Origin of the sequence: Kaistella jeonii (assembly GCF_000812865.1) — a bacterium.
Taxonomy (GTDB): Bacteria; Bacteroidota; Bacteroidia; order Flavobacteriales; family Weeksellaceae; genus Kaistella; species Kaistella jeonii.
Map to the genome: position 1 here is coordinate 337,312 of NZ_JSYL01000002.1, position 23,222 is coordinate 360,533.

Annotated in this window: 16 protein-coding genes and 2 tRNA genes; 8 read left to right on the top strand and 10 right to left on the bottom strand. The window is 36.1% G+C overall.

The features are described 5' to 3' along the window. Nucleotides 1-10: 10 nt before the first annotated feature. Both OA86_RS04210 and OA86_RS04215 read right to left on the bottom strand, forming a co-directional pair. Nucleotides 11-820, bottom strand: coding sequence for a ferritin-like domain-containing protein (locus tag OA86_RS04210; RefSeq protein WP_039349339.1), 810 nt, complete (start codon nt 818-820; stop codon nt 11-13). Nucleotides 821-847: 27 nt separating this feature from the next. Then, nucleotides 848-1,558, bottom strand: coding sequence for a ferritin-like domain-containing protein (locus OA86_RS04215; RefSeq protein ID WP_039349342.1), 711 nt, complete (start codon nt 1,556-1,558; stop codon nt 848-850). Nucleotides 1,559-1,914: 356 nt separating this feature from the next. Here OA86_RS04215 and recJ point away from each other — a divergent pair, with 356 nt between their 5' ends. Then, nucleotides 1,915-3,624, top strand: a complete 1,710-nt coding sequence (recJ, locus tag OA86_RS04220) for a single-stranded-DNA-specific exonuclease RecJ (RefSeq protein WP_039349345.1) — start codon at nt 1,915-1,917, stop codon at nt 3,622-3,624. Nucleotides 3,625-3,654: 30 nt separating this feature from the next. Here recJ and OA86_RS04225 read toward each other — a convergent pair whose 3' ends face one another. After that, nucleotides 3,655-4,806: a hypothetical protein gene (locus OA86_RS04225; RefSeq protein WP_039349348.1), complete on the bottom strand. Its 1,152-nt coding sequence runs from the start codon at nt 4,804-4,806 to the stop codon at nt 3,655-3,657. Between the two features lie 81 nt (nt 4,807-4,887). Here OA86_RS04225 and OA86_RS04230 point away from each other — a divergent pair, with 81 nt between their 5' ends. Together OA86_RS04230 and OA86_RS04235 are read left to right on the top strand one after the other, a co-directional pair. Beyond that, nucleotides 4,888-5,409: an NAD(P)H-dependent oxidoreductase gene (locus OA86_RS04230; RefSeq protein WP_039349351.1), complete on the top strand. Its 522-nt coding sequence runs from the start codon at nt 4,888-4,890 to the stop codon at nt 5,407-5,409. Further along, nucleotides 5,409-7,241, top strand: coding sequence for a monovalent cation:proton antiporter-2 (CPA2) family protein (locus tag OA86_RS04235; RefSeq protein WP_039349353.1), 1,833 nt, complete (start codon nt 5,409-5,411; stop codon nt 7,239-7,241). Before OA86_RS04230 ends, OA86_RS04235 begins: the two co-directional genes overlap by 1 nt. 1 nt (nt 7,242) lies before the next feature. On the opposite strand, the gene OA86_RS04240 is transcribed toward OA86_RS04235, so the two are convergent. Genes OA86_RS04240 through aroQ form a run of 3 tightly spaced genes read right to left on the bottom strand, consistent with a single transcriptional unit; the run spans nt 7,243 to nt 9,549 of the window. Continuing rightward, the gene (locus OA86_RS04240) at nt 7,243-7,722 is read right to left on the bottom strand and encodes a hypothetical protein (protein ID WP_039349356.1); all 480 of its coding nucleotides are present in this window, start codon (nt 7,720-7,722) and stop codon (nt 7,243-7,245) included. Between the two features lie 32 nt (nt 7,723-7,754). Continuing rightward, complete coding sequence (locus OA86_RS04245) at nt 7,755-9,125, bottom strand: alpha-amylase family glycosyl hydrolase (RefSeq protein WP_052257379.1); 1,371 nt, start codon at nt 9,123-9,125, stop codon at nt 7,755-7,757. A 10-nt stretch (nt 9,126-9,135) separates the two neighbouring features. After that, nucleotides 9,136-9,549, bottom strand: a complete 414-nt coding sequence (aroQ, locus tag OA86_RS04250) for a type II 3-dehydroquinate dehydratase (protein ID WP_039349359.1) — start codon at nt 9,547-9,549, stop codon at nt 9,136-9,138. A 194-nt stretch (nt 9,550-9,743) separates the two neighbouring features. On the opposite strand from aroQ, the gene OA86_RS04255 reads away from it, so the two are divergent. The 5 genes from OA86_RS04255 to OA86_RS04275 all read left to right on the top strand — a co-directional run bounded on the left by OA86_RS04255 (nt 9,744) and on the right by OA86_RS04275 (nt 21,101). Then, a complete protein-coding gene (locus OA86_RS04255) occupies nt 9,744-14,738 on the top strand; it encodes a translocation/assembly module TamB domain-containing protein (RefSeq protein WP_407928551.1) in 4,995 nt (1,664 codons plus the stop codon). Further along, nucleotides 14,738-17,092 (top strand): translocation and assembly module lipoprotein TamL, encoded by a 2,355-nt coding sequence (gene tamL / locus OA86_RS04260; protein WP_039349365.1) that lies wholly within the window; start codon nt 14,738-14,740, stop codon nt 17,090-17,092. Before OA86_RS04255 ends, tamL begins: the two co-directional genes overlap by 1 nt. 17 nt (nt 17,093-17,109) lie before the next feature. Next, nucleotides 17,110-18,048 carry a YihY/virulence factor BrkB family protein gene (locus OA86_RS04265; protein ID WP_039349369.1) on the top strand — a complete coding sequence of 313 codons (939 nt, stop codon included), beginning with the start codon at nt 17,110-17,112 and terminating at the stop codon, nt 18,046-18,048. A 593-nt stretch (nt 18,049-18,641) separates the two neighbouring features. Further along, the gene (locus tag OA86_RS04270; protein WP_039349371.1) at nt 18,642-20,114 is read left to right on the top strand and encodes an SUMF1/EgtB/PvdO family nonheme iron enzyme; all 1,473 of its coding nucleotides are present in this window, start codon (nt 18,642-18,644) and stop codon (nt 20,112-20,114) included. 69 nt (nt 20,115-20,183) lie between these two features. Further along, complete coding sequence (locus OA86_RS04275) at nt 20,184-21,101, top strand: T9SS type A sorting domain-containing protein (RefSeq protein ID WP_039349372.1); 918 nt, start codon at nt 20,184-20,186, stop codon at nt 21,099-21,101. Nucleotides 21,102-21,333: 232 nt separating this feature from the next. Here the strand turns inward: OA86_RS04275 and OA86_RS04280 are convergent. The 4 genes from OA86_RS04280 to OA86_RS04295 all read right to left on the bottom strand — a co-directional run bounded on the left by OA86_RS04280 (nt 21,334) and on the right by OA86_RS04295 (nt 23,201). Continuing rightward, a tRNA-Glu gene (locus OA86_RS04280) sits at nt 21,334-21,405 on the bottom strand. Between the two features lie 24 nt (nt 21,406-21,429). Further along, the gene (gene rpsT, locus OA86_RS04285) at nt 21,430-21,684 is read right to left on the bottom strand and encodes a 30S ribosomal protein S20 (RefSeq protein ID WP_039349375.1); all 255 of its coding nucleotides are present in this window, start codon (nt 21,682-21,684) and stop codon (nt 21,430-21,432) included. An 89-nt stretch (nt 21,685-21,773) separates the two neighbouring features. Continuing rightward, nucleotides 21,774-21,845: transfer RNA gene (locus tag OA86_RS04290), tRNA-Glu, on the bottom strand. Between the two features lie 60 nt (nt 21,846-21,905). After that, nucleotides 21,906-23,201, bottom strand: coding sequence for an N-acetylmuramoyl-L-alanine amidase family protein (locus OA86_RS04295; protein WP_039349377.1), 1,296 nt, complete (start codon nt 23,199-23,201; stop codon nt 21,906-21,908). Nucleotides 23,202-23,222: the final 21 nt, after the last annotated feature.

Consider the following 23,222-nt stretch of genomic DNA (forward strand, 5'->3'; position numbering starts at 1 on the left):
CGAGAGTGTTTTACACTATAAATAATCCTGCAATTGCAGCCGCTTGGTCTCCGGTAAGTATTTCATCAAATGAAGCCGATCCAGCTGGAGCTCCAAATAAAGTAGCAGTATTATAACCAGCTTGCGTTATGTTTTCTTCTCCTGCATACACTGCATCGGTTTGTGAAGGCATATTTCCACCTACATTAAGCTCGATCCAACCTTTGTTCATACGCATTCTACGTACTTTCGAAGCGTGTCTTGCTTCCACAGAGTGAATTTGCAAAGCTGCCTGTAAAACATCTTTGTTTGATGCAACGTTTCCAGCTTGTCCTTTATAAGCTCGAACTCCTGTATCTTCAAAAGCTTGCGCAAGAGTCAAAAAAGTTTGATAATCTGAAAAAGGTTGAAAAGTTCCACCAACTGTAAAATCAAAAGTTGGTTTTGTACCTGGAGTTTCTCCTAAATTAGTCAGCGCAGTTTTTAAGAAAGCAACGTGAGCTGTTTCATGTTTGCTGATTTGCTGAAAAACTACTTTATCTCCTGCAGGAATTAATCCCGAAGCAGCAAGACCTGTTCTGTAATATTCGTCTTCTAAATATTCTAAAGTTAGAGCCAATTGAAGCGCGCCCGTTAAAGCCGAAGCTGCCGCAAAACGCATCTCTTGTGTTGTCTCAGCTTTAGCCGAAGTCGCCATAAATGATCCTAATCCTAATGGAATAGCAGCAAGTGCGGCTTTTTTTCCGAAGTCTGAAAATTGAGACAGACTCCCTAATCTTGAAGTTTCGGTTGTGAAAAATTTATCGTCCGAAAGTTTATCTAATATTGTAAGTAAGTTCATAATAAATGTTTTAAAAATTAATAAATTCTACCCAATTCCTTGTTCTTTCCAAGTAAATGGTGTTTTGAAAAATCCACCAGCGGCTGCAACAATGTCTTTCGGTGGTTTTGCCACATCCAAACCATTTGCACCAACTACGTCATCTCCTGAGAAATCCATAGAATTAGGGTTAATAATATCTCTAATCGCAGAAGCATGTCTCGCTTCAACACTTACTATTTTACCTGCAATTACTAAATAATCTAGATTTTTAATTAATCTACCTGCACCGTTATAAGCTGCAACACCGGTGTCTTCCAATGCTTTGGCAGTAGCAAGAATCGATGTTCTACTACTGAAATCGATACCGTCATATTTAAATTCTAATTTTGGTGTCGGCGTCGCACCCGCTGCAGTAATCGCGGCTTTGAAAAAATCTCTGTGAATAACCTCATGATTATAAATATCTATAAAAACTTGTTTTTCCGCTGCAGAAATACCACTGTAAAAATTATTAACCACTTTCGTGTAAAAATCAGCTTCTAGTTGTTCTAATGCATAAGCATAATTTAAAATCCCCACATCACCTACTCCTAGGTCAAATATCGCATCTTGCGGCATATATGGTGGATCATCATTTCTACATCCGGCCAAAGTAAGTCCTGCTACTACGAGACCGACTCCACCTAACTTCAGAAAATTTCTTCTGTTTGTATCCAAAGTTGCTCCTTTGTTTGATACATGAACTGTTTTTTCCATAATAAATATTTTTTAATTTGGTTCTAATATAAATTACGAGCCTCAAAAGTTTTTAGATTTAAATTATTTATAAAAAATTCAGAATAATTGTTACTTCGTTGAATTACTGCACTTTAAATTTGGCAAATTTTTACTTTTCTGCACCAAATGTTCCTCTTTTATGAAAGAATAACAATTGTTAAAAGCTTTATTGAAATTTATTTAAGAATTTGAATTAGAACCCTCTTTCTAGCTTTCACTTTAAAAAAAATAATTTTGTTTGCTGAAAATTGAACTTATATTTAATTGAACTTAGGATCCAATGATCAAGATTTCAACAAAAAAAATTCAAAAAAAAACTCTATTTTTGTGAGATTATGAATCAAAAATGGATTTACAAACCCGAACCCGATGAAGAAATTGTTGATGGATTAAGTACATCTCTAGGTTTCGGCACCTTTGAATCCAAAATTCTCGTCATGCGCGGAATCGACAATTATCAAAAAGCGCGGGAATTCTTTAAACCCAACCTCAACGATATTCACAATCCATTCCTTATGAAGGATATGCAACTTGCGGTAGATCGCATTGCAACAGCGATTGAAAATGGAGAAAAAATAATGGTCTATGGTGATTATGATGTCGACGGAACCACTGCAGTTGCCTTGATGTATCTTTACCTCAGCAAAATTGTAGATAAAAAATACCTTACTTATTATATTCCCGACCGAAATATTGAAGGTTACGGGATTTCAAACGAAGGAATCGATTTCGCAAAAGAAAACGGTTTCTCTGTAATAATTGCACTTGATTGCGGAATCAAAGCACTCGATAAAGTTGAATACGCGAATAATTTAGGCGTAGATTTTATTATTTGCGATCACCATTTACCCGGCGAAGAAATTCCTGCTGCGGTCGCAGTTCTAGATCCTAAAAGAGTCGATTGCCGCTATCCGTTCAAAGAATTGTCTGGTTGCGGAGTTGGGTTCAAATTATGTCAGGGTTTAAATACCATTTATAAAATTCCGGAAGCTGAACTTTTCGAATTGACCGATTTACTCGCAATTTCTATCGCCGCAGACATCGTTTCAATGACGGGAGAAAACAGAGTTTTGGCGAAACAGGGTTTAAAAGTTTTAAGAAAATCCAGAAATCTGGGCTTAAGAATGTTGATCCCCGAAGATAAACTGGCAACTTTCGAGATCTCAAACATCGTTTTTGAAATCGCACCAAAAATAAATGCTGCCGGAAGAATATCCCATGGTAAAGCCGCCGTAGAATTAATGGTTTCCGATAATTTAAAACAGGCGCATCAAATTGTAAGTGACATTATAACACTCAATGATTCCCGCCGGGAAATGGATACGAGCAGTACCATCGAAGCACTTTTGCAAGTAGAAACAACTGGTCAACTGCAAAATTTTTCTACCGTTGTTTACGGTTCAACATGGAACAAAGGCGTTATCGGAATCGTAGCTTCAAGATTAACTGAAACTTTTTATAAACCTACTATTGTTTTCGCAGACGGAAACAACGGCGAAATGGTCGCTTCGGCGCGGTCAATTGCTGATTTCGATGTGCATGATGCCCTGGAAAACTGTTCAGATCTTTTTCTAAAATTTGGCGGTCATCCCGCAGCAGCAGGACTTTCGATGGAAAAAGACAAGTTTGAACTATTCAAAGAAAAGTTTGAAAAAGTAGTTGCCCAAAAAATTCAGGACCATCAAAAAGAACCAAGCATAAAAATTGATTCCGACGTTACGATCGATGATCTGGATAAAGATTTCTTCAACTTCCACCGTAAATTAGCGCCATTTGGTCCGAACAATATGAAACCCGTTCTGGTTTTAAAAAATCAAAAAGTTTCGGGTTATGTGAAAACGATGGGGAAAGATAATAATCATTTAAAATTCTTCATCAAACAAGATTCTACAGGAAAAAACATTGAATGTGTAGGTTTTAAACTGGGAAAATTTGCCGATGATTTTCGACAAAAGACTTTCGACATCGCCTTTACCGCCGAAGAAAATCACTGGAAAGGAAATGTGACTTATTATTTGAATATTCGAGACGTAAAATTTAATTAAAGCTTATATTTAATTTTAAATTAAAAATTTCTACAAAATCGGATGCCTTTCAAATTCCTTCTCTCGATCAAAAAGATAACGATACGTCGCTAATTTACGCGTCACTTCAGTTTCTAAATTCTCTGCGATCTTCATCATTTTTGGATTAAAATCACCGATCCACTGCATTTCGTAATCTTCAAAATCAGTGGTTTTTCTAAAATGTCTCGTTCCTTCCCAGATCATAAAGCCGTCGATGCCTTTTTTCTGCCATTCCGGAACAATCCCAAAAACCAAACCGACCATTTTCTTATTTTTTCTGAACTTCTTAACGAAAAGAAATTTCAGTTTCTGCCAAAGTCCAAACTTTCCATCCAGATATTTGAACCATTGATTGAGATCGGGAATATTCATCCACATTGCGATGGGTTTTTCATTTTCGTAAATAAACCAGGAAATATGATCGTTGATAACAGGTTTCAAAGTGAGAAATAGTTTCAGCGTTTGCGCATTAGTAAGTTGTTTTCCTTCACCATGATTTGCCCAGGCTTTATTATAAACTTCCGTAAAATCGACAGCGAATTTTTCCAGATTTTTAGCTTTCATTCTTTTCGCAGAAATCGGTTTTACTTTTGAAATTCTTTCGTGCATTTCCAGAAAATTTTCAGCAACCGGATCATGGATCTTTCGGCCAAAACATAATTGATTGAAATAAATCTGAAATCCATAATTCTCAAAAAGTTCTTTATAATAAGGAGGATTATAATTCATCCCGAAAAGTGGTTCGGAAAAACCTTCGATCAAAAGTCCCCAAAACCGATCCCTTTCCCCGAAATTAATCGGTCCATCCATCGCCTCCATTCCTTTTCCCTGAAGCCGATCCTTCGCAAAATCAAAGATAAAATTGGCTGTTTCCTGATCATTAATGCAGTCAAAAAAACCAATCCCACCCGTTGGTTGATCCTGTTCATATTTTTTATTAATGAAGACTGCAATTTTGCCGACCGTTTTATTTTTATCATTTAAAAAGAGAAAACGTTCACATTCTCCAAAGCGAAAAAATTTATTCCTTTTAGTATCAAAAACACTCTCAATATCTTTATCAATCGGACGAATATAATTTGAATCATCAGAAAACAAACGTGCCGAAAACTCTGTAAATTCCTTCTTATGTTCTTTAGAAACCACTTTTTCTACCTTCATATTTCAAAAATAGTCAATTTATTTTTTCAATAAAATTGTAATTTTTGTTTTTTTTCAGTATTTTTAAAAAAATCGAAGATCTTGAAGAAAACCCTTGTTATTTTTGCACATCCTTATTTTGAATATTCTACTTCCAACGTAGAGTTAGTAAAAATATATGATGGTGTTGAAAATTTGGTTTTCAAAGATTTGTATGAAGAATACCCTGATTTTCACATTCAGGCTTTCAAAGAGAGAAAAAGAATCAGAGACTACGAGCGACTCATTTTTCATTTTCCCCTGATCTGGTTTTCGATTCCACCGCTTCTTAAACTTTGGATCGACGAGGTTTTCGACATGACGTGGACGATGGAAAAAAACCATCCACTTCAAAATAAAGATGTAATCATCATCGTAACTGTAGGCGGAAAAGCAGAACATTACACGCCGGAAGGAATGTATGAAACCACGATCGAAGAACTATTAAAATCACTTACATTATCATTAAAAGTAAATCAAATCGAAGTAAAAGAATTAATCGCAGTTCATAATTCCGACGATCTAACCAAAGAAGAACTTTTGGATATTTCCGGAAAAATTAAAAAAACCCTCAACATTAGATAATGGAGAATTCACTTGCAATGACCGCCCTCATTTTTTTAGGTGCAGCCATTATCATGGTTCCATTGGTCCGGAAACTGGGTTTGAGTTCTGTGATCGGATTTATTCTGGGCGGAATTATTATTGGTCCTTTTGTTTTAAAATTAACAGGTCGCGGTTCCGAAGACATCATGAATACGACAGAATTTGGCGTGATCATGTTGCTTTTCCTAATAGGCTTAGAAGTTGAACCCAAAAAATTCTGGCGCATCAGAAAGAAAATTTTCGGCATGGGTTTGAGTCAGATGTTGATCACAGTGACCTTACTTTTCCTCATATTTTATGTAGCAAAATGGCGTCCTGATCAAGCTTTGGTGGCGGCTTTGTGTTTTGCACTTTCTTCTACGGCGATCGTGTTGCAGACTTTAAAAGAGAAAGATATTTTCCGCACAGAAGTCGGTGAATCTTCCTTCTCGATCCTTCTGTTTCAGGATATTGCTGTGATTCCGATTTTAGCTTTATTGCCTGTTTTAGCTTCACGACCAACAGATAAAGAGCAAATGATCTTGCTGCAATATTTACCCGATTGGTTACAGCCGTTTTCGATTATTCTGGGAGTTTTGCTTTTGATTTTTTTAGGCCGTTATATTTTTGTGCCGTTTCTGAGATACGTTTCACGGTCGGGAATGAATGAATTATTGACCGCTTCTTCCCTATTTCTCGTTATTGGAGTTTCAGAATTGATGAATGCTGTCGGATTATCTCCGGCTCTTGGAGCTTTTATCGCCGGAGTAATGTTGGCTACGAGTGAATTTCGTCATGAACTTGAAAGTCAGATCGAGCCATTTAAAGGATTACTATTGGCTGTTTTTTTTGTTAGTGTTGGAGCAACCATCAATTTCTTCGTCATCATGGAAGATCCGATGTTTATTTTCACAACCACGATCGTAGTTTTAGCAGTAAAATTTGGCGTTCTTTTCGGCGTTGGGAAATTCTTTAAGTTAAAGATAGATCAAAATTTCATGGTTGCTTTTGCCTTATCTCAAATTGGAGAATTTGCTTTTGTACTCATCAATTATTCCACAAATCTGTATTTACTGGATCCAAAATTAAATGCACAACTTCTCGCAATTACGGCGATCACAATGTGTATTACTCCAATTTTACTAATCATTAATGATAAATTCATTGAACCAAGATGGCCAAAACCTCAAAACAATGATGACGAAATTGCCGAACCCATCAAACAACAAAGAATAATTATTGTTGGATTTGGCCATTTTGGAAGTACCGTTGGAAGATTACTGCGCGTGAATGGAGTGAAAGCTACTGTTTTGGATAATGATCCGGAGCGTGTAAATATTTTAAGAAAAAATGGCTTTAAAGTTTATTTTGGAGACGCTGCGAAACCCGGAATTTTACGTTCAGCCGGTGCAGAAACTGCAGATTTGCTCATCCTTTGTTTAGACAGTCCGGAGAAAAATAAATTTATTCTCGAATATGCTCGGGAAAAATTTCCGCAACTGAAATTTTTTGTTCGTTCAAAAAATCGTCTCGATGCTTATGATTTCATTAATAATGGAGTCGATAACATTTACCGCGAAACATTGGGAACCGCAGTAAATATGGCGGTAGATATTTTGAAAGCTACAGGAATGCGCGCTTATGCAGCGAGAAGACTTGGACAACGGTTTATGCTTATTGATAAAGCGGTGACGAGAAGATTGGCCAAAGAAAAAAGCAACGATACTGTGACTTTTACGATGAAAGAATATCTGGAACGTGAAGCTGAACTTTTGGCGCAAGACAGCCATTCTTTCGACGAATCGCAGTGGAGTGAAAACGAAGAATTTTAAATTAGTAGTTCGGACAATCTTCCGCAGTAATATTGGTTAGATTAACTATTTTATCATTGAGCGAAACTTTTACTTCTTGGAAATCACCTTCTATACAATCATCTTTTCCATCCTTAAAATCACCGTTTGTAGCCTCAATTTCTACTCCACTTCCAGAAATAGAATAGTTGTTTTCAGTAAAATTAAATCTGTTCAGAGGATAATCTTTTCCATCAATCCTTATATTGCCTTCGTTGGAATTTTGATCAAAATAAAAGAGTACGTTTCCGTTTTGCTTAAAAATTGCTCTTCCTTTTTCGCTGGTAATATTTTGAGGTATAATTTTAAAAGCAACAGATTCTTCAGTGTTTTTAAAGGCTGGAATTTGCATACTGTCGAGAACTGATTTTGTAGAATCGGCATCATTTTGCACTAAGCTTTCTTTGTCTTTCTTACACGAAAGAACAGCGGAGAATATCATCAATAAAAGGATCTTTTTCATATTTAAGTTTTTCTAAGTTTTTTAAGCAATAATTATTCCTTCACTAAAACAAGATAAGACCACGGTTCCAGTTTTAAATTTGTCTTTTCTTCGATATTGAAAATTTTTCCGCTAAAAAGTTCTTTGTAATTTCCCTGATCATATTTTGTATCAAGGTTTACAGAAACCGTTTCATTTGAAAAATTCAAGATTGGAAAAACAACATCCTTATTTTTTTCTCTATAAAAGGAGATGATTTTATCCTGCTGATCATTCACAACATGAATCATTTCACCGCCATATTTTCCATTCCACAACGCTTGATTCTCGTGTTTTAAATGAAATAATTTCCTAAATAAATCTGCATTTACATCATCTTTCCATTCGATCGGATCTTTTTCAAAAAATTTCAGACTTCTGTTCAGACCTGCTTCCTGACCGCTATAGCAAAGCATCATGCCGTTGACGACTCCAGTCATTACAATCGCAGTTTTCAAGCCAGGCCCAAAATTCAAGTACGGATTTCCTTCCCAGGAATTTTTATCGTGATTATCGGTGAAAGTCATTCGATACGCATTTCTTGGGACGGTGTTTACATCGTGAGAAAGGTATTCGACCAAACCTGATAATTTCTGTTGGTTTGTCGCAACGCGCAGTTGATCCCACAAACTCCAGGAATACGTCATGTCGAAAGATTTTTTATACAGATCGCGACTCTCCCATTCCGCCAGCATAAATACCGGCTTTATCTGATCCAGTTCCTGTCGCGCATTTTCCCAGAAATCGGTGGGAATAAATCCCGCGACATCGGCGCGATAACCATCGATATTGGTTTCTTTTACCCAATATTTCAGAGCATCGGTCATGTATTTTCTAAAATCCGGATTGTCGTAATCAAAATCGATCACATCATCCCAATCGTACCAAGGCGTTGGCTGAAAATTTCCTTCCTTCGTTTTCGTGTACCAATCTGGATGCTGCGTTGCAAGCGGATTATCCCACGCAGAATGATTTCCCACCCAATCGATGATCACATACATTCCCATCGAATGAATTTTATCAACCAAATGCTGAAAATCCTTCCTGGTTCCAAACTCTGAATTGATTCCGTAGAAATCTTTCACAGAATAATAACTTCCCAAAGAGCCTTTTCTATTTTTCACGCCGATCGGATGAATTGGCATAAGCCAAATAATATCAACACCCATCTTTTTGAGACGAGGCAAATGATTTTCAAAAGCTTTGAAAGTTCCCTCCGGCGTATATTGACGAATATTTACTTCGTAGATCGTCGCATTTTTCGACCATTCTGGATGCGTAATTTCTACATATTCTTTCGGTTGATAACGCGGATCTTTGGTTTGACTTTTAAGCAAAAAAATTCCCGAAAACAAGAATATGAAAAGTAATATGAAGTTTTTCATAGCATCAACTTTATTGAATGATCAAACTTGCGATTGCGAGAGAATATCCATTCATTCCAAAACCGCTGATAATGCCGTCTGCATTTACAGCGGTTACTGATTTTTGACGAAACTCCTCTCTTTTGTAGATATTGCTGATATGAACTTCAATTTTTGGTTGCGAAATATTTTTCAGGCAATCTGCAATCGCGTAAGAATAATGTGTAAAAGCTCCAGGATTAATAATCAACGCTTCGAAATTATCCTCCTGTAGGCGATTAATGATTTCACCCTCAACATTCGATTGATAATATGAAATATCGTGTTTTGGGTACGCTTTTTGTAACAGTTCTAAATGCTTTTCCATGGAAACTGTGCCGTATATTTCGGGTTCGCGTGTTCCTAAAAGATTGAGGTTAGGACCGTTTAATATTAGAATTTTCATCTTCAAATTTTTACAAATATAGGTTGTTTGCCTAAAATTATTAATTTTGAGGCTTTAAATATTATATTTACGACCCGTCCAAGATTTTAATCAGTCCGGAAAATCTATAATATTATTACAATTCTAATACATTAAAGTCAACCGTAATGTATTTTTTTTGTAAATTTTAATCCATCTAATTTGAGTAAGTGAATATCTACAAAAAGATCTTAAAATACACCGGAATTGTCATCGCATGTTTACTCGTGTTGGTGATCGCATTGGTTTTAAGTTTACAATTACCTGCTGTGCAAAGCTTTGCGAAAGGAAAACTGGTAAATTATCTTCAAGAAAAAATTCATACAACAGTAACTCTCGATCGCGTTTACATCGATTTTCCGAACAGTTTAGTCATGGAAAACCTTTATTTGAAAGGTCAAAAAGTTGATACGCTCTTGTTTGCGCGAAAGTTAGATGTCGGTTTAAATATCCCAAAACTTCTCAATAACACTGCCGATATTACGTCCATCGATCTGGAAGGTATTAAAGCAAACGTAGTTCGAAATCCAAATGGATCTTTCAATTTTGATTACATTATCGATGCTTTCGCGACAAAAGACGAAGAAAAAACGCCTTCAAAACCTTTTATTATTTCTCTGGATAAAATTAATTTGAAAGATATCGGGATCTCATTTATCGATCAGCAATCCCGAAATGATATTAATGTTTATTTCAAGTCTTTTGATACCCGTGTAAAAACTTTCGATGTTCAAAATAATTCTTACGCGGCAAACGACATCAATATGGACGGACTTCGCCTGAAACTGAAGCAGGATCTAATTGAGGAAGTCGCGACTAAAGTTGTTAAAAAAGTCGATTCTTTGAATAAACAAAAACCGATGAAATTAGGTTTGAATAAAATCAATCTTACCAATTTCAATATCGATTACGGCGACGATAATTCAAAGACTTTTGCGAAAGTTATTTTTAAAGAACTCAGCACCAAAATCAACAAACTCGATTTAGAAAAGAGCGACTTTGGAGTTGACAATGTTTATTTAAAAGGAGCAGATATTAATGCAAAATTATTTTTGCCTTCAAAAAACGCCAATCCGAAACCTTCTGCAAACGGCAAATCTGCGACAGATAAATCGCTCGCGCTTCTACTGAAGACATTTATTTTCGATGACGTAAAAGTGGTTTACGACAATACTGCAATTGCTCCAACGAAAAGCGGAATCGATTTTAATCATTTGAATTTTTCAAAAATGGATCTGGAAGTCCGGAATTTTAAAATGAAAGACGGCACTTTTGCAGGAACTGTAAATTCAGCAGAAATCAAAGAAAGTCGCGGTTTAAATATCCAGAAATTCCAAACCGATTTTGTTTATGAAGACAAACAGGCTTATCTGAAAGATCTGTATTTGCAAACACCGAAAACTATTTTGCGTGATGAAGTGGTGTTGAATTATAATTCAATCGAGCAACTTTCAGCAAATCCGGGCGCGATCAAAATTTTAGCCAATATCAAAAATTCTAAAGTAGGATTCAGCGATATTTTAATGTTGGTTCCGTCTTTGCGAAACACGGCGCCTTTTAATAAATATCCAAATTCAACTTTAAATGTAAATACGAGATTAAAGGGAACTTTGAATGATTTAACGATTCAAAATTTAGAAGTTTCGGGCCTGGATAAATTAATCGTAAATGCTTCCGGAACTATCAAAAATGCAATGGATCCGAAGAATTTATATTATGATTTGAATATTCGCGAATTATCATCTACTGCAAAAACGATCTTCAATTTAGTTCCAAAAAATACAATTCCAAGCAATATTTCTCTGCCTTCTTATTTTAAAATTGCAGGAACTGCGAAAGGAACGACGCAAATTGTAAACGCTAATCTGAAACTCAATTCTACTTTAGGCAACGCTGCAGTTCGAGCTTCTGTCAATATGAAACAGAAAGGTCAGGAAAAGTATGATGTTTTGGCAAATCTTCAGAATTTACAAATTGGAGCCATCATTCACAATAAGGATTTAGGTTCAATTACCGGACAAATTTCTGTAAAAGGTCAAAGTTTCGATCCGAAAAAAGCGAATGCAGATATCAAAGGAGACATTACTTCGGTTTATTACAATGGTTACACCTACCGAAATATGGCTTTGAACGGCAAAATTAACCAAGGTAATTATGTCATAAATCTAGATTCTAAAGATCCAAATGCCAATTTGAAAATATTAGCTTCCGGAAATTTCACCGATAAAAATCCGACCGTAAAAGTAAACGGACGAATCAATAAATTGGATCTAAACAAATTAGGTTTTTATAAGGATCAAATGATTCTTGCCGGAGATATCGATGGTGATTTTTCCAGTCTAAATCTTGACGCACCAAATGGATATTTGAACTTAAAGAATTTTGCAATTTCTGATACGAAAGATGTTTTTCCTTTGCAGGAAGTCTATCTAAAAGCCGTTTCAACTTTAGACAGCAACCGAATCGAGCTGAAATCTCAAATTGCAGATGTCGATCTGAAGGGAAAATATAAATTGACGCAGATTTTCGGCTCTTTGCAGCAAACCATTAATCAATATTATCAGTTTCAAAAACCTGGAACAAAAACGGTAAAAGTTGATGCTAAACAATATTTCACCTTTAATGCAAAAGTAAAAGACGACAAATTACTACGAAAGTTCGTACCTGAACTCACGAGTTTTGAACCAATTACTTTTACCGGCAATTACGACGCAGATTCTAAAAAACTGGAAGTTAACGGACAAATTCCGGAAGTTACTTATGGAAAAAACATCATTAGAAACGGAACTTTAACCATTAATAATTTGAATGACGCCTTAGTTTATGACGTCAATCTGGGACAGTTTAATAATGAAAGTATTGCTTTAATGAAGGTTCGCGTAAATGGTGATGTAAAAAACAACCTCATCACTTACAACGCTTCCACGAAAGATGAAAAAGATGCGACGAAATTTTTGATCGCCGGAAATGTGGAAAAGATGGGTGATCTGACCAAAATCAAATTAAATCAGGATGGTTTAAAATTAAATTATACCGATTGGCAAGTGACGCCCGACAATTTTATCCAATTAAGCAGTCGCGGAATTTTAGCTAATAATTTCGGAATTTCAAACGCAGGAAGTGAAATTCATGTTCAGTCAGAAAACAATACTCCAAACAGTCCGCTCAACATTACGCTGAAAGATTTTAAAATTGAAACGTTGACCGAATTGGTAAAAAAAGATTCTCTTCTCGCAAAAGGGAACATTAATGGAACGGCACAACTTCGCGATTTGAAAAACAATATGACGTTCACTTCCGATTTAAATATTACCGATTTATTCTTTTATGGAAGTCCGGTCGGTAATTTAGATGTAAAAGCAAACAATCAAACTTCAGAATTAATTCGTGCGGACATCACACTTTCCGGCTTTAATAATGATGTAAAATTAGCGGGAACGTACAACACGAAATCGAGCGGATTAGATATGAATTTGAATATGAACCAACTTCAAATGAAGACGGTTCAAGGATTTTCTATGAATGCCATCGAAAATGCAGAAGGTTATCTTTCCGGAAATTTAAAAATCGGAGGAAATACAAAAGCACCGAATGTTTTAGGTGCCGTAAAATTTAATGACGTCGGTTTAGGAATTACACAGCTCGGAAGTAAATTCAAAAATATCAACGACGAAATTAAATTTACAAACCGTGGAATTGATTTCAATGCCTTTAAAATTAAAGACGAATCAGGGAACGCAATTGTTATTGATGGTTCCGTTCTGACCAAAACTTATAAAGATTTTGCCTTTAACTTAGATGTGAATGCAAAAAATTTCAAAGTTGTAGATTCTGAGAAAAACAACGACAGAATAATGTACGGCGTTTTGGCAGTTGACGCTGGATTAAGAATTCGCGGAGATTTAGATTTGCCAAAAGTTGATGGGAATTTGTCTATAACCGATAAAACTGATTTTACTTTTGTTTTGCCCCAATCTTCGCCTGGTCTACAGGAAAGAGAAGGAATTGTAGAATTCATTGATCAAGACCAAATCGCTTTGCAGAAAACTATAAATGCAGATTCTCTGACGAACCAAAGCCAAATTAAAGGCATGGACGTCAATGTAAATATCGATGTGAATAAGGAAGCCAAAATTTCTTTAATTATCGATAAAGCAAACGGTGATTTTGTAAAACTTCAAGGAGAAGCACAATTAACAGGCGGAATTGATCCTTCGGGAAAAACAACTTTGGTCGGCGTTTATCAGGTGGAACAAGGAGCGTATGAAATGTCGGTGAGTTTACTGAAAAGAAAATTTGAGATCCAAAAGGGAAGTACGATTACCTGGACTGGAGAACCGATGACGGCAAATCTTGACATCACGGCAATTTATAAAACCGACGCTGCACCACTCGATTTACTGCAACAACAATTAACGGGAGTTTCCGGCGCAGAGTTGAATCAATATAAACAGAGAATTCCTTTCAATACTTTATTGATCATGAAAGGTGAACTGATGAAACCAATTATCACTTTCGATATTACGACTGCTGAAGAAAACAATTCAGTTTCAGCAACGGTTTTAGACAATACGAAAGCCAAACTGGATCAGCTGCGACGAGAAGAATCTGAAATGAACAAACAAGTTTTTGCTTTGTTATTGCTGAACAGATTTATCGGGGAAAATCCTTTCCAAAGTGAAACAGGTTTATCCGCTTCAACACTGGCAAAACAAAGTGTGAGTCGAATTTTATCGGAACAGCTGAATAATTTAGCGAAAGATTTAATTGGCGGTGTAGAACTGAATTTTGATCTAAATTCTACAGAAGATTATTCAACCGGAAGTAAAAACGAAAGGACAGATCTCAATGTCGGTTTGTCTAAAAGATTATTTGATGACCGATTGAAAGTAACCGTTGGAAATAATTTCGCACTCGAAGGTGATGCACGACAAAATGAACAGATGACGAATATTGCAGGCGATATCACTTTGGATTACAGCTTGTCGAAAGATGGAAGATATATGTTGAGAGCCTATCGTAAAAATGATTATCAAGTGGCTTTACAAGGACAGATCATCGAAACTGGCGTCGGATTTATCATCACTTTAGATTACGATAAATTCCGGGAAATATTTGAAAGAGCCAAGAAAAATAAAGAATTTAGAAAACAAAATACGTCTTCAAAATAATGATAAAATTGAAAACATCCTATTATAAAATATTTGCGGCATTTTCATTAATGTTGATCATCTCCTCGTGTTGCAATACCAAATTTTTGCAGGAAGGACAAATGTTATACACCGGCGCAAAAATTACCATTAAAAATGATACGCTCAAAAAGAAAGAAAAATCGAATTTAAAAGAAGCGCTTCAAGATCAGTTGAGACCGAAACCAAATTCTTCTTTCTTAGGTTTAAGACCTCGACTTTACATTTATAATATAACGAAAGAACCAAAAAAACAAAAAGGAATTCGGTACTGGCTCAAATATAAAATTGGGGAGAAACCGGTTTTGTTAGGCGATGTTGATCGGGAATTCAATAAAAAAATTATTGTTAACTATTCGGAGAATAAAGGTTTCTTTAATGCTAAAGCTTCTTCAGACACCATTTCTAAAAACAGAAAAGCTTCCGTTCTATATACTGTAAAACCTGGAGCGAGATATTTGATCAGCAAAGTTAATTTTCCTGAAGATTCAACGGTGATCAATTCTGAAATTCAAAATATTAAAGACAAGACCTTCTTGAAAGCTGGGAATCCTTTTGATCTGGATGTCATTAAAGCAGAAAGAGAACGAATTAATGAACATTTGAAAAACCGAGGATTTTACTATTTCAGTCCGGATAATATTATTGTTCAGGCCGATTCTACCGTGCAGAAAGAACCTAAAGTTGAGCTTTTTGTAAAACTGAAAAAAAATACGCCGCAAATTTCAAAGGAACAATTTACCATTGATAAGACCATTGTTTTTGCAGATTACAATATCGCAGATCTGAAACTGGGAAAATATGGCATTCCTTATAACACAGATTCTGTAAAAGTTTACAATAACCTCTATATCATTGATCCACAAAATAAATTTAAGCCGAAAATTTTCGACCGAACGCTTTATTTTGAAAAAGGTGATTTATACAATCGAACAGATCATAATTTATCGTTGAACCGATTGATCAGTTTGGGTGTTTTTAAATTTGTAAAAAATGAATTTATTGTTTCAGATTCTTTGAACCATAAATTTGATGCCTATTATTTATTGACACCGCGACCATTTCAATCATTACGCCTGGAGACTTTAGGGAAAACAAATTCCGCCAATTATACGGGTGGCGAAATAAACCTGAACTGGACGAACCGAAATTTCTTCCGAGGTGCTGAGCAAATAAAAGGTGCCATTTATGGTGCGTTTGATGTGCAGGTTGGTGGTCCGAAAGATGCGAACAACATCATTAGATTTGGTGCAAATGCCCAACTTTCTATTCCGAGAATTGTGGCGCCGTTTAAATTTCATTCTTCCAGTGCTTATGTTCCGCGAACGAATTTCAATATTGGTTATGAATTTTTGAGTCGCACCGCATTGTACACTTTACATAATTTCAATACTTCTTTCGGATATCTCTGGAAAGAAAATGAAAGAAAAGAACATGATCTAAAAGTTTTGGATGTGACTTTGGTTGCGCCTCAAAATGTAACTGATAAGTATTTGCTCCAAATAAAAGGTGATGATTCTGACCCCAACAATATAATTCCGCCAAATCCGTCTCTGCAAAGAGTTGTAGATAAGCAGTTAATTTTTGGCCCAGCTTACAGTTTCACTTATACGAATACCATGCTTCCAAAGAAAAACACCTTCTATTATAAAGGAAGCGTAGATATCGCAGGAACAATCGCAGGTTTAGTAAGTGGCGCAGATGCAAAAGCCGGTAAGCAAAAAGAATTTTTCAATATTCCGTTTAGTCAGTATGCTAAAATGGAACATGATTTCAGATATTACAGAAAGGTAAATTCTAAAAGTTCGATTGCAACAAGAGCAATTGTGGGGATTGGTTTCCCTTACGGAAATTCCGTTTATATGCCTTATACAAAACAGTTTTATGTGGGCGGAAGCAATAGTATCCGAGCTTTCCGTGCGAGAACTTTAGGTCCCGGAAGTTATGACCCAAGAAAACAAAATGCTACTTTTTTCTTCGATCAATCAGGAGATATTAAGTTAGAATTCAACGCAGAATACCGAGCCAATATTTACAAATTTTTGAATGTTGCAGCCTTTGCAGATGCCGGGAATGTATGGCTCGTCAATGAAGACCCAACAAGACCAGGCGGAAAATTCTCTAAAGATTTTGCAAAAGAAATCGCTGTTGGCGCCGGCGTTGGAGTACGGTTAGATTTTTCCATCCTTATACTAAGGTTAGATTTAGCAATCCCTCTAAGAATACCTTATTATGAAGAGGGAAAAAGATGGACTTTTGATCAAATAAATTTTGGAAGTGGCGCGTGGAGAAAAGACAATCTGATCCTAAACATCGCAATTGGTTATCCCTTTTAATTAAAAAACGATTATTCATGAAGAAATTAAAATTTTTCTGGGGAACTTTGAAAGAAACTTTTACGGAGTGGAACAACTCTTCTGCGACGAAAGATTCTGCGAGTTTAGCCTATTATGCGATATTTTCGATCCCGGGATTATTAATAATTATCATTTGGATTGCAGGAAATTTTTTCGGACAGGAAGCAATTCAGGGACAAATCAGCAGTCAGATTAATTCGATGATGGGGGAAGACGCAGCAAAAAGTATTGAAGATATTATAGCAGGAGCACTCGTCGACAAACACAATATATTCATGAAAACGGTGGGCGTTTTTGCTCTAGTATTTGGGGCAACTACCGTATTTTTTCAACTTCAGAAAGCTTTGAACGATATTTGGGACGTTGAATCTGCGCCAAAAAAAGCAGTGATCAAATTCCTGCTGGATCGCGCAAACTCACTCGGAATGATCTTAGTTATCGGTTTTTTATTAATGATTACCATGATACTTTCTTCCGCCATCAGTTTATTAAACAACTATATCACTTCAAGATTGGGTTTAGAAACTTATGTATTAATGGAAGTCGTGAATTTCTCTGTCGGATTTGTTTTAGTCGTACTGGTTTTTGCCTTTATGTTTAAAGTACTCCCCGACGCGGAGATTTCCTGGAAAGCCGTCTGGTCCGGCGCACTTCTTACTGCCATCCTTTTTACGATCGGTAAATTTTTATTGAGTCTTTATTTTTCAGAATTAAAACCTACTTCCGCTTTCGGAACTGCAGGAACCATCGTTTTAATTATGATCTGGATCAACTATTCCTGTATGCTTATTTTCTTCGGTGCCGAATTCACAAAGATCTATTCTCAACAGAAAGGTTACAAAATAGTTCCATCCCGACATGCAAAATGGAGTGCTAAAAAGCTTTACGAAGACTCATTGGTTAATAAAGAAGCAGTTCCGGAAAATAATTCGTAACCGCTACTTTAAAAATATTTATAAAACTCCTGAACTTTTTCAGGAGGTTTAAATTTTGTGTAAACCCCACTACGACGGGTCAAATTTCACTTCAAAGAGCCCACTAAGTAAATCACAGACCTCACTAAGTTCTTCACTGCGCTCACTAAGTATTTCGCTGAGCATTCTAAGCTCTTCAACATGCATTCAAAATATTTCAAAAAGCCTTCTAAGTTCTTCAAAAGCTCATCATAGTAATTCACTATCTGGGAAAAGTTCTTCTATTGGAATTCGTACTAAATCTGAGTTTGAAATAAAGAATATTGGTGAGACTTCTCTACTTCTCTCCGAGAAAATTTCTAAAAAATTTTACAAGTTTGCTTAAGTTTCCACTAAAATTCAAATTTCTGGAAAGAAGATTATAATTCTTGCTAAAATTTCTAAAAGCATTTTCCCATTTATAAAACTGAAATTTTTTAAAATATACCCAATTCTGGGTATATCAATTTTTTACAGGTCGTATACCTTTGGTTTACATCAAACAAAAAGATTTAGATTGTAAGTATCGATCAAAAATCTTTAAAATAATTAATAACTATTAAATACTTAAAAAAATGATCACGAAAAACTACTTTAAGAAAATTGCAATCGCTGTAATGGGACTATTTGCTATTAGTACGCAGGCAAACAATGTGCAAATTACGGGGACGTCAGTTGACACTGCTACAGGTAAAATTACCTTCAACATCAAATGGGACAATAGTTGGAAAACAACGATCGCACCTGCAAACTTCGATGCAGTTTGGGTATTTGTAAAATATCAGGACTGTGCAGACAAATTATGGAAACACGCAGATCTTAGTGCATCTTCCGGAGATCACACCACTGCAACCCTATTAAAAATAGATGCGGTAACCGATGGCAAAGGCGTTTTTGTTCATAGAAATGCAAATGGCGGTGGAAACATTGGTTCTACTTCTGTAACATTAAAAATGAACATTGCAGCGGCTAACTATGAAAATTATAATTTTAAAGTAATGGGAATCGAAATGGTAAATGTGCCACAGGTTTCTTCATTCTTTATTGGCGACGGCGGCGCTGCGAGTGCTTTCACAAAATATGAAATTACCGGAAATGGCTCTATAAGTTCTGCGGCAATCGGAACGGGAAATTCTGCGCCCTCTGCTTTTCCAAAAGGTTACAGTTCTTTCTACAGTATGAAATATGAAGTTTCACAAGAACAATACGTAGAATTCTTAAATACACTTACATATGGACAACAAGCGAGAAGATCAATTGCTAGTCCAGATGCGGCGATGGCAACTTACGCCTTTGATAATAGTGTAAGAAATGGAATTAAAATAAAAGTACCCGGAAGTAATGCAGCAGTTCCCGCAGTTTATGGATGTGACTTTACTGAAGGTGATTTTGATGATTTAAATGACGGACAAAATATCGCTATGGATTATTTAAGTTATGCAGATGCAACAGCTTATTTAGATTGGGCTGCTTTACGACCGATGAGTGAAATTGAGTATGAAAAAATTTGCCGTGGTCCTCTAGCACCAGTTTTAAAAGAATATGCGTGGGGAACAATTGATTTAAACGTAATAACTGCCGTAAATGTATTAAGTGGCGGACAGGCGAACGAAGGCTATAACACAGTTGCAAATGGAACCGCTAATTATGGAGACAATTCTCAATATTCTAATTTAAATATTGGTGCTCCAGTAAAAGTTGGCTTTACTGCAACAAATGCTTCCGGACGTTTATCGGCATCCGCTGCTTACTACGGTGCGATGGAAATGAGTGGAAATGTAGGTGAGTTTGCAGTTGCAGCAAAAACTTCTGGTGGAAGTACTTACACCGGTGTTTTAGGTGATGGCGAATTATCTACAAATGCAGCAACAGATGGAGATTCCAATCAATTAAATTGGCCAGACAATACAGGTGTTCTTGTAAGAGGCGGTCATTTTTTTACACCTGGATATTATGAAAATAACAGCGTTCGTTTAATGATTTCTGACAGGGGAGAAACTGCACTTGCAACTAGAAGTCCAGCTTACGGTGCAAGAGGAGTAAGATAATCTATTCTAATTTGAAACGAAAGGCAACTTTCAACAAAAATTATTTTAACAATTAAATCAAATTAGAAGATGAAAACAATTATAACCAAAATACAGGTTTTGGGTCTCATCTTTCTCTTTCAAACTATTATGATCGCCCAGACCTTTGAAGAATATGCTTTTAGAGGTGGGAATGCAGACGGGTTTGCAACGGAAAAGGTAGAGAATCTATCCTGTGAAACTCCATTTAATAAGTTTGCCTATTTTGGCGGAAATGCAGATGGAGCAGCCGTAGAAACACTTGCTGACAATGCAAGTTGCGGCACCCCGTTTAATCAGTTTGCCTACTTCGGTGGGATTAATGATGGCGCGGCGGTAGAAACATTGATGAGCTTATCTTGTGCGACACCGTACCATTTCTTTGCTTACTTTGGCGGAACTGGTGATGGATCTTCAATGGGGAAAACGGCAGATACTTGTCCGATCCTTGCACCTGTTGCTGATTTTACAGCCGATCAAACTACAACTTGTGTAGGTCGTCCTGTTAAATTTACTGACACCTCTACCAATAAACCAACGGGTTGGACGTGGACTTTCCAGGGAGGAACACCGGAAACTGCTTCTACTAAAATAGTAGATGTGACTTATAGTGCTCCGGGAACTTATCAGGTCAAATTGATCGCAGCCAATTATATTGGTAATGATACCAAGATAAAAGTAGCATATATTACGGTATTGGCAGACTGTACGACATTGACAACAACTGCGCTGACGAAAACTAGAATGCAGATCTATCCTAATCCTACGAAAAGTATGCTTTATTTAAAATCAACTCAAAACGTTTTAAATATTGAAATATATGATGGTACCGGAAGAAAGGTAATAGAAACAAAACCTAATCAAAAAGATCCGTCGATCAATTTAGAAAGATTGAGTGCCGGAATGTATATGATGAAAACCCGAACAACGGAAGGGGAAGAAGTTTACAAAATAATCAAAAAAGATTAGATAAGCTGATCACAATTCTCAGAGACAATTAGAACACAAATGATGAAAGGGACCGAAGTAGAAATTATTCTGCTTCGGTTTTTTTTATTGAAGAACTCTACATCAAAATTTCTCTACAGTTCTACTGTACGGAAAACCACGCAGTTTTTATATTTGATCCTTTAATGAATTAATAAAAACATAGATATGATATACAACAAAAACTTCCGAAAAATTAATTTCGGAAGTTGAGTAGCCCGTAGGGGAGTCGAACCCCTCTTACCAGGATGAAAACCTGAGGTCCTAACCGATAGACGAACGGGCCAGAGCGTCTTTGAAATTTATAAAATTACGCTAACTTATTAACGTGCTTTGTCAACTTGCTTTTAAGGTTTGCAGCCTTATTTTTGTGGATGATGTTTTTCTTCACCAATTTATCCAACAATGAGATTACTAAAGGCAACTGAATTGCAGCAGCAGCTTTATCTTCTTCACTTCTCAATACTTTCAAAACTGTTCTCGCAGTTTTGTGGTAGTATCTGTTTCTTAATCTTTTCTTTTCGCTTTGTCTGATTCTTTTCAGAGCTGATTTATGATTTGCCATATCTTTCTAAAAACTTGGGTGCAAAGATAATAATCTTTTTTTGATTACAAAATATTATTTATAAAACTTTTCAAAACTTTCAATAAAAGTAGCCTATAAGGGAATCGAACCCCTGTTGCAAGACTGAAAATCTTGAGTCCTTACCACTAGACGAATAGGCCTTTGCTTTGAGGACTGCAAAAATATCAATTATGTTTTGATTCTGCAACAATCTCTCCTTCTTATTTGAAAACTTTTTGAACAACAGTATTTTTTACGCCTTTTCCCTCTAAATCCTTTTGAGTTTTTATCGCCTCTTCTAAACTTGTAAATTTACCATAGGTGTAATAAAACTTGCTATTTTCTTTATCGCGGTTCACGTCTTTCAATGAATTCAGTATGTAAGAATTGGAACTTAATTTCTGATCGGTTACTGCGATTTCTAAAGTATAATAACCCATTCCCAGTTTCTGATTCGGGATAAAAGAGATCGATGTTGCATTTTTGAAACCGGCATCTCTCGCTGTTTTTAAGTTGCCATCTCTTACTGACGCTAAATTGGTTGTGCCGTAATAATATTTGTAAAATCCATTTTCTTTAATGGTAAGAATATAATTCAATCCTTTTAGTGCAGGATCATCGTTACTGTATTTGGCAGGAGATGACATTAGCAAAATTCTGAAATCATTTTTCAGTGGTTTCTCTTCTGGTTTTTCTGCAAGCTTAGGATGTCCTTTTTCTCCGCCGTTTCGTTCCAGCGCCTTTTTAAATTTTTGAATCGCATCAAAAATGCTGTTTGCAATATCATTTTGCTCTTTTTCTGAAGACAGATAACTTGCGTCTTCATAATTGTTCACAAAACCGGTTTCGATAAGAACTGAAGGCATCGCATTCATCCGCAATACGTGCAGATCGGCTTGTTTTATACCGCGCGAAAATCTTTTGTCTTTCCCCGAAAAGTTTTCTTCTACTAAACTTCCGATCAGTAAACTGCTTTCTAAATATTTACTCTGTTGAATTTTTAGCGCTATTAACGATTCTGGAGACTTTGGATCATAGGAAGCAAACATTTCCCGATCTTTTTCATCCAGATAAATCACGTCATTTTCCGCTTTGGCAACTTCTAAATTGGTTCGGTTCTGATTAGGTCCCTGAATGAAAGTTTCCGTCCCATTCGTTTCTGTGGAAGACGATGGTGATGCGTTCACATGGATCGACAAAAATAGATCTGCTTTGCTGCGATTTGCTAAAGTTGTTCGTTCTGAAAGAGAAGGATATTCATCAAATTTACGTGTGTAAATCACTTTGTAATCTTTATCTTTTTCAAGCATTTTCCCCAACTTCAATACGATCGCTAAAGTGATATCTTTCTCGCGAACGGTTCCTAAATCGCTGTATTTTCGGTTGGTCCCTATATCGGTTCCTCCGTGACCTGCATCCAGAACAATGGTAAATTTTTTCTGAGCGCCACTCAACGTGAATAACAGTACGAAAAATAATAAAAAATATTTTTTAATAGAAAAACTGTGGGTAATCATCTTTAAATTTTAAAAATTGTA

Bases quoted from the DNA above. Each gene is read 5' to 3' on its own strand.
- OA86_RS04225 (WP_039349348.1), bottom strand. From the start codon at position 4,806: ATGAAGGTAGAAAAAGTGGTTTCTAAAGAACATAAGAAGGAATTTACA.
- OA86_RS04270 (WP_039349371.1), top strand. From the start codon at position 18,642: ATGATCACGAAAAACTACTTTAAGAAAATTGCAATCGCTGTAATGGGA.
- OA86_RS04295 (WP_039349377.1), bottom strand. From the start codon at position 23,201: ATGATTACCCACAGTTTTTCTATTAAAAAATATTTTTTATTATTTTTC.
- OA86_RS04275 (WP_039349372.1), top strand. From the start codon at position 20,184: ATGAAAACAATTATAACCAAAATACAGGTTTTGGGTCTCATCTTTCTC.
- rpsT (WP_039349375.1), bottom strand. From the start codon at position 21,684: ATGGCAAATCATAAATCAGCTCTGAAAAGAATCAGACAAAGCGAAAAG.
- aroQ (WP_039349359.1), bottom strand. From the start codon at position 9,549: ATGAAAATTCTAATATTAAACGGTCCTAACCTCAATCTTTTAGGAACA.
- OA86_RS04210 (WP_039349339.1), bottom strand. From the start codon at position 820: ATGAACTTACTTACAATATTAGATAAACTTTCGGACGATAAATTTTTC.
- OA86_RS04235 (WP_039349353.1), top strand. From the start codon at position 5,409: ATGGAGAATTCACTTGCAATGACCGCCCTCATTTTTTTAGGTGCAGCC.
- OA86_RS04215 (WP_039349342.1), bottom strand. From the start codon at position 1,558: ATGGAAAAAACAGTTCATGTATCAAACAAAGGAGCAACTTTGGATACA.
- recJ (WP_039349345.1), top strand. From the start codon at position 1,915: ATGAATCAAAAATGGATTTACAAACCCGAACCCGATGAAGAAATTGTT.
- OA86_RS04245 (WP_052257379.1), bottom strand. From the start codon at position 9,125: ATGAAAAACTTCATATTACTTTTCATATTCTTGTTTTCGGGAATTTTT.
- OA86_RS04240 (WP_039349356.1), bottom strand. From the start codon at position 7,722: ATGAAAAAGATCCTTTTATTGATGATATTCTCCGCTGTTCTTTCGTGT.
- OA86_RS04265 (WP_039349369.1), top strand. From the start codon at position 17,110: ATGAAGAAATTAAAATTTTTCTGGGGAACTTTGAAAGAAACTTTTACG.
- tamL (WP_039349365.1), top strand. From the start codon at position 14,738: ATGATAAAATTGAAAACATCCTATTATAAAATATTTGCGGCATTTTCA.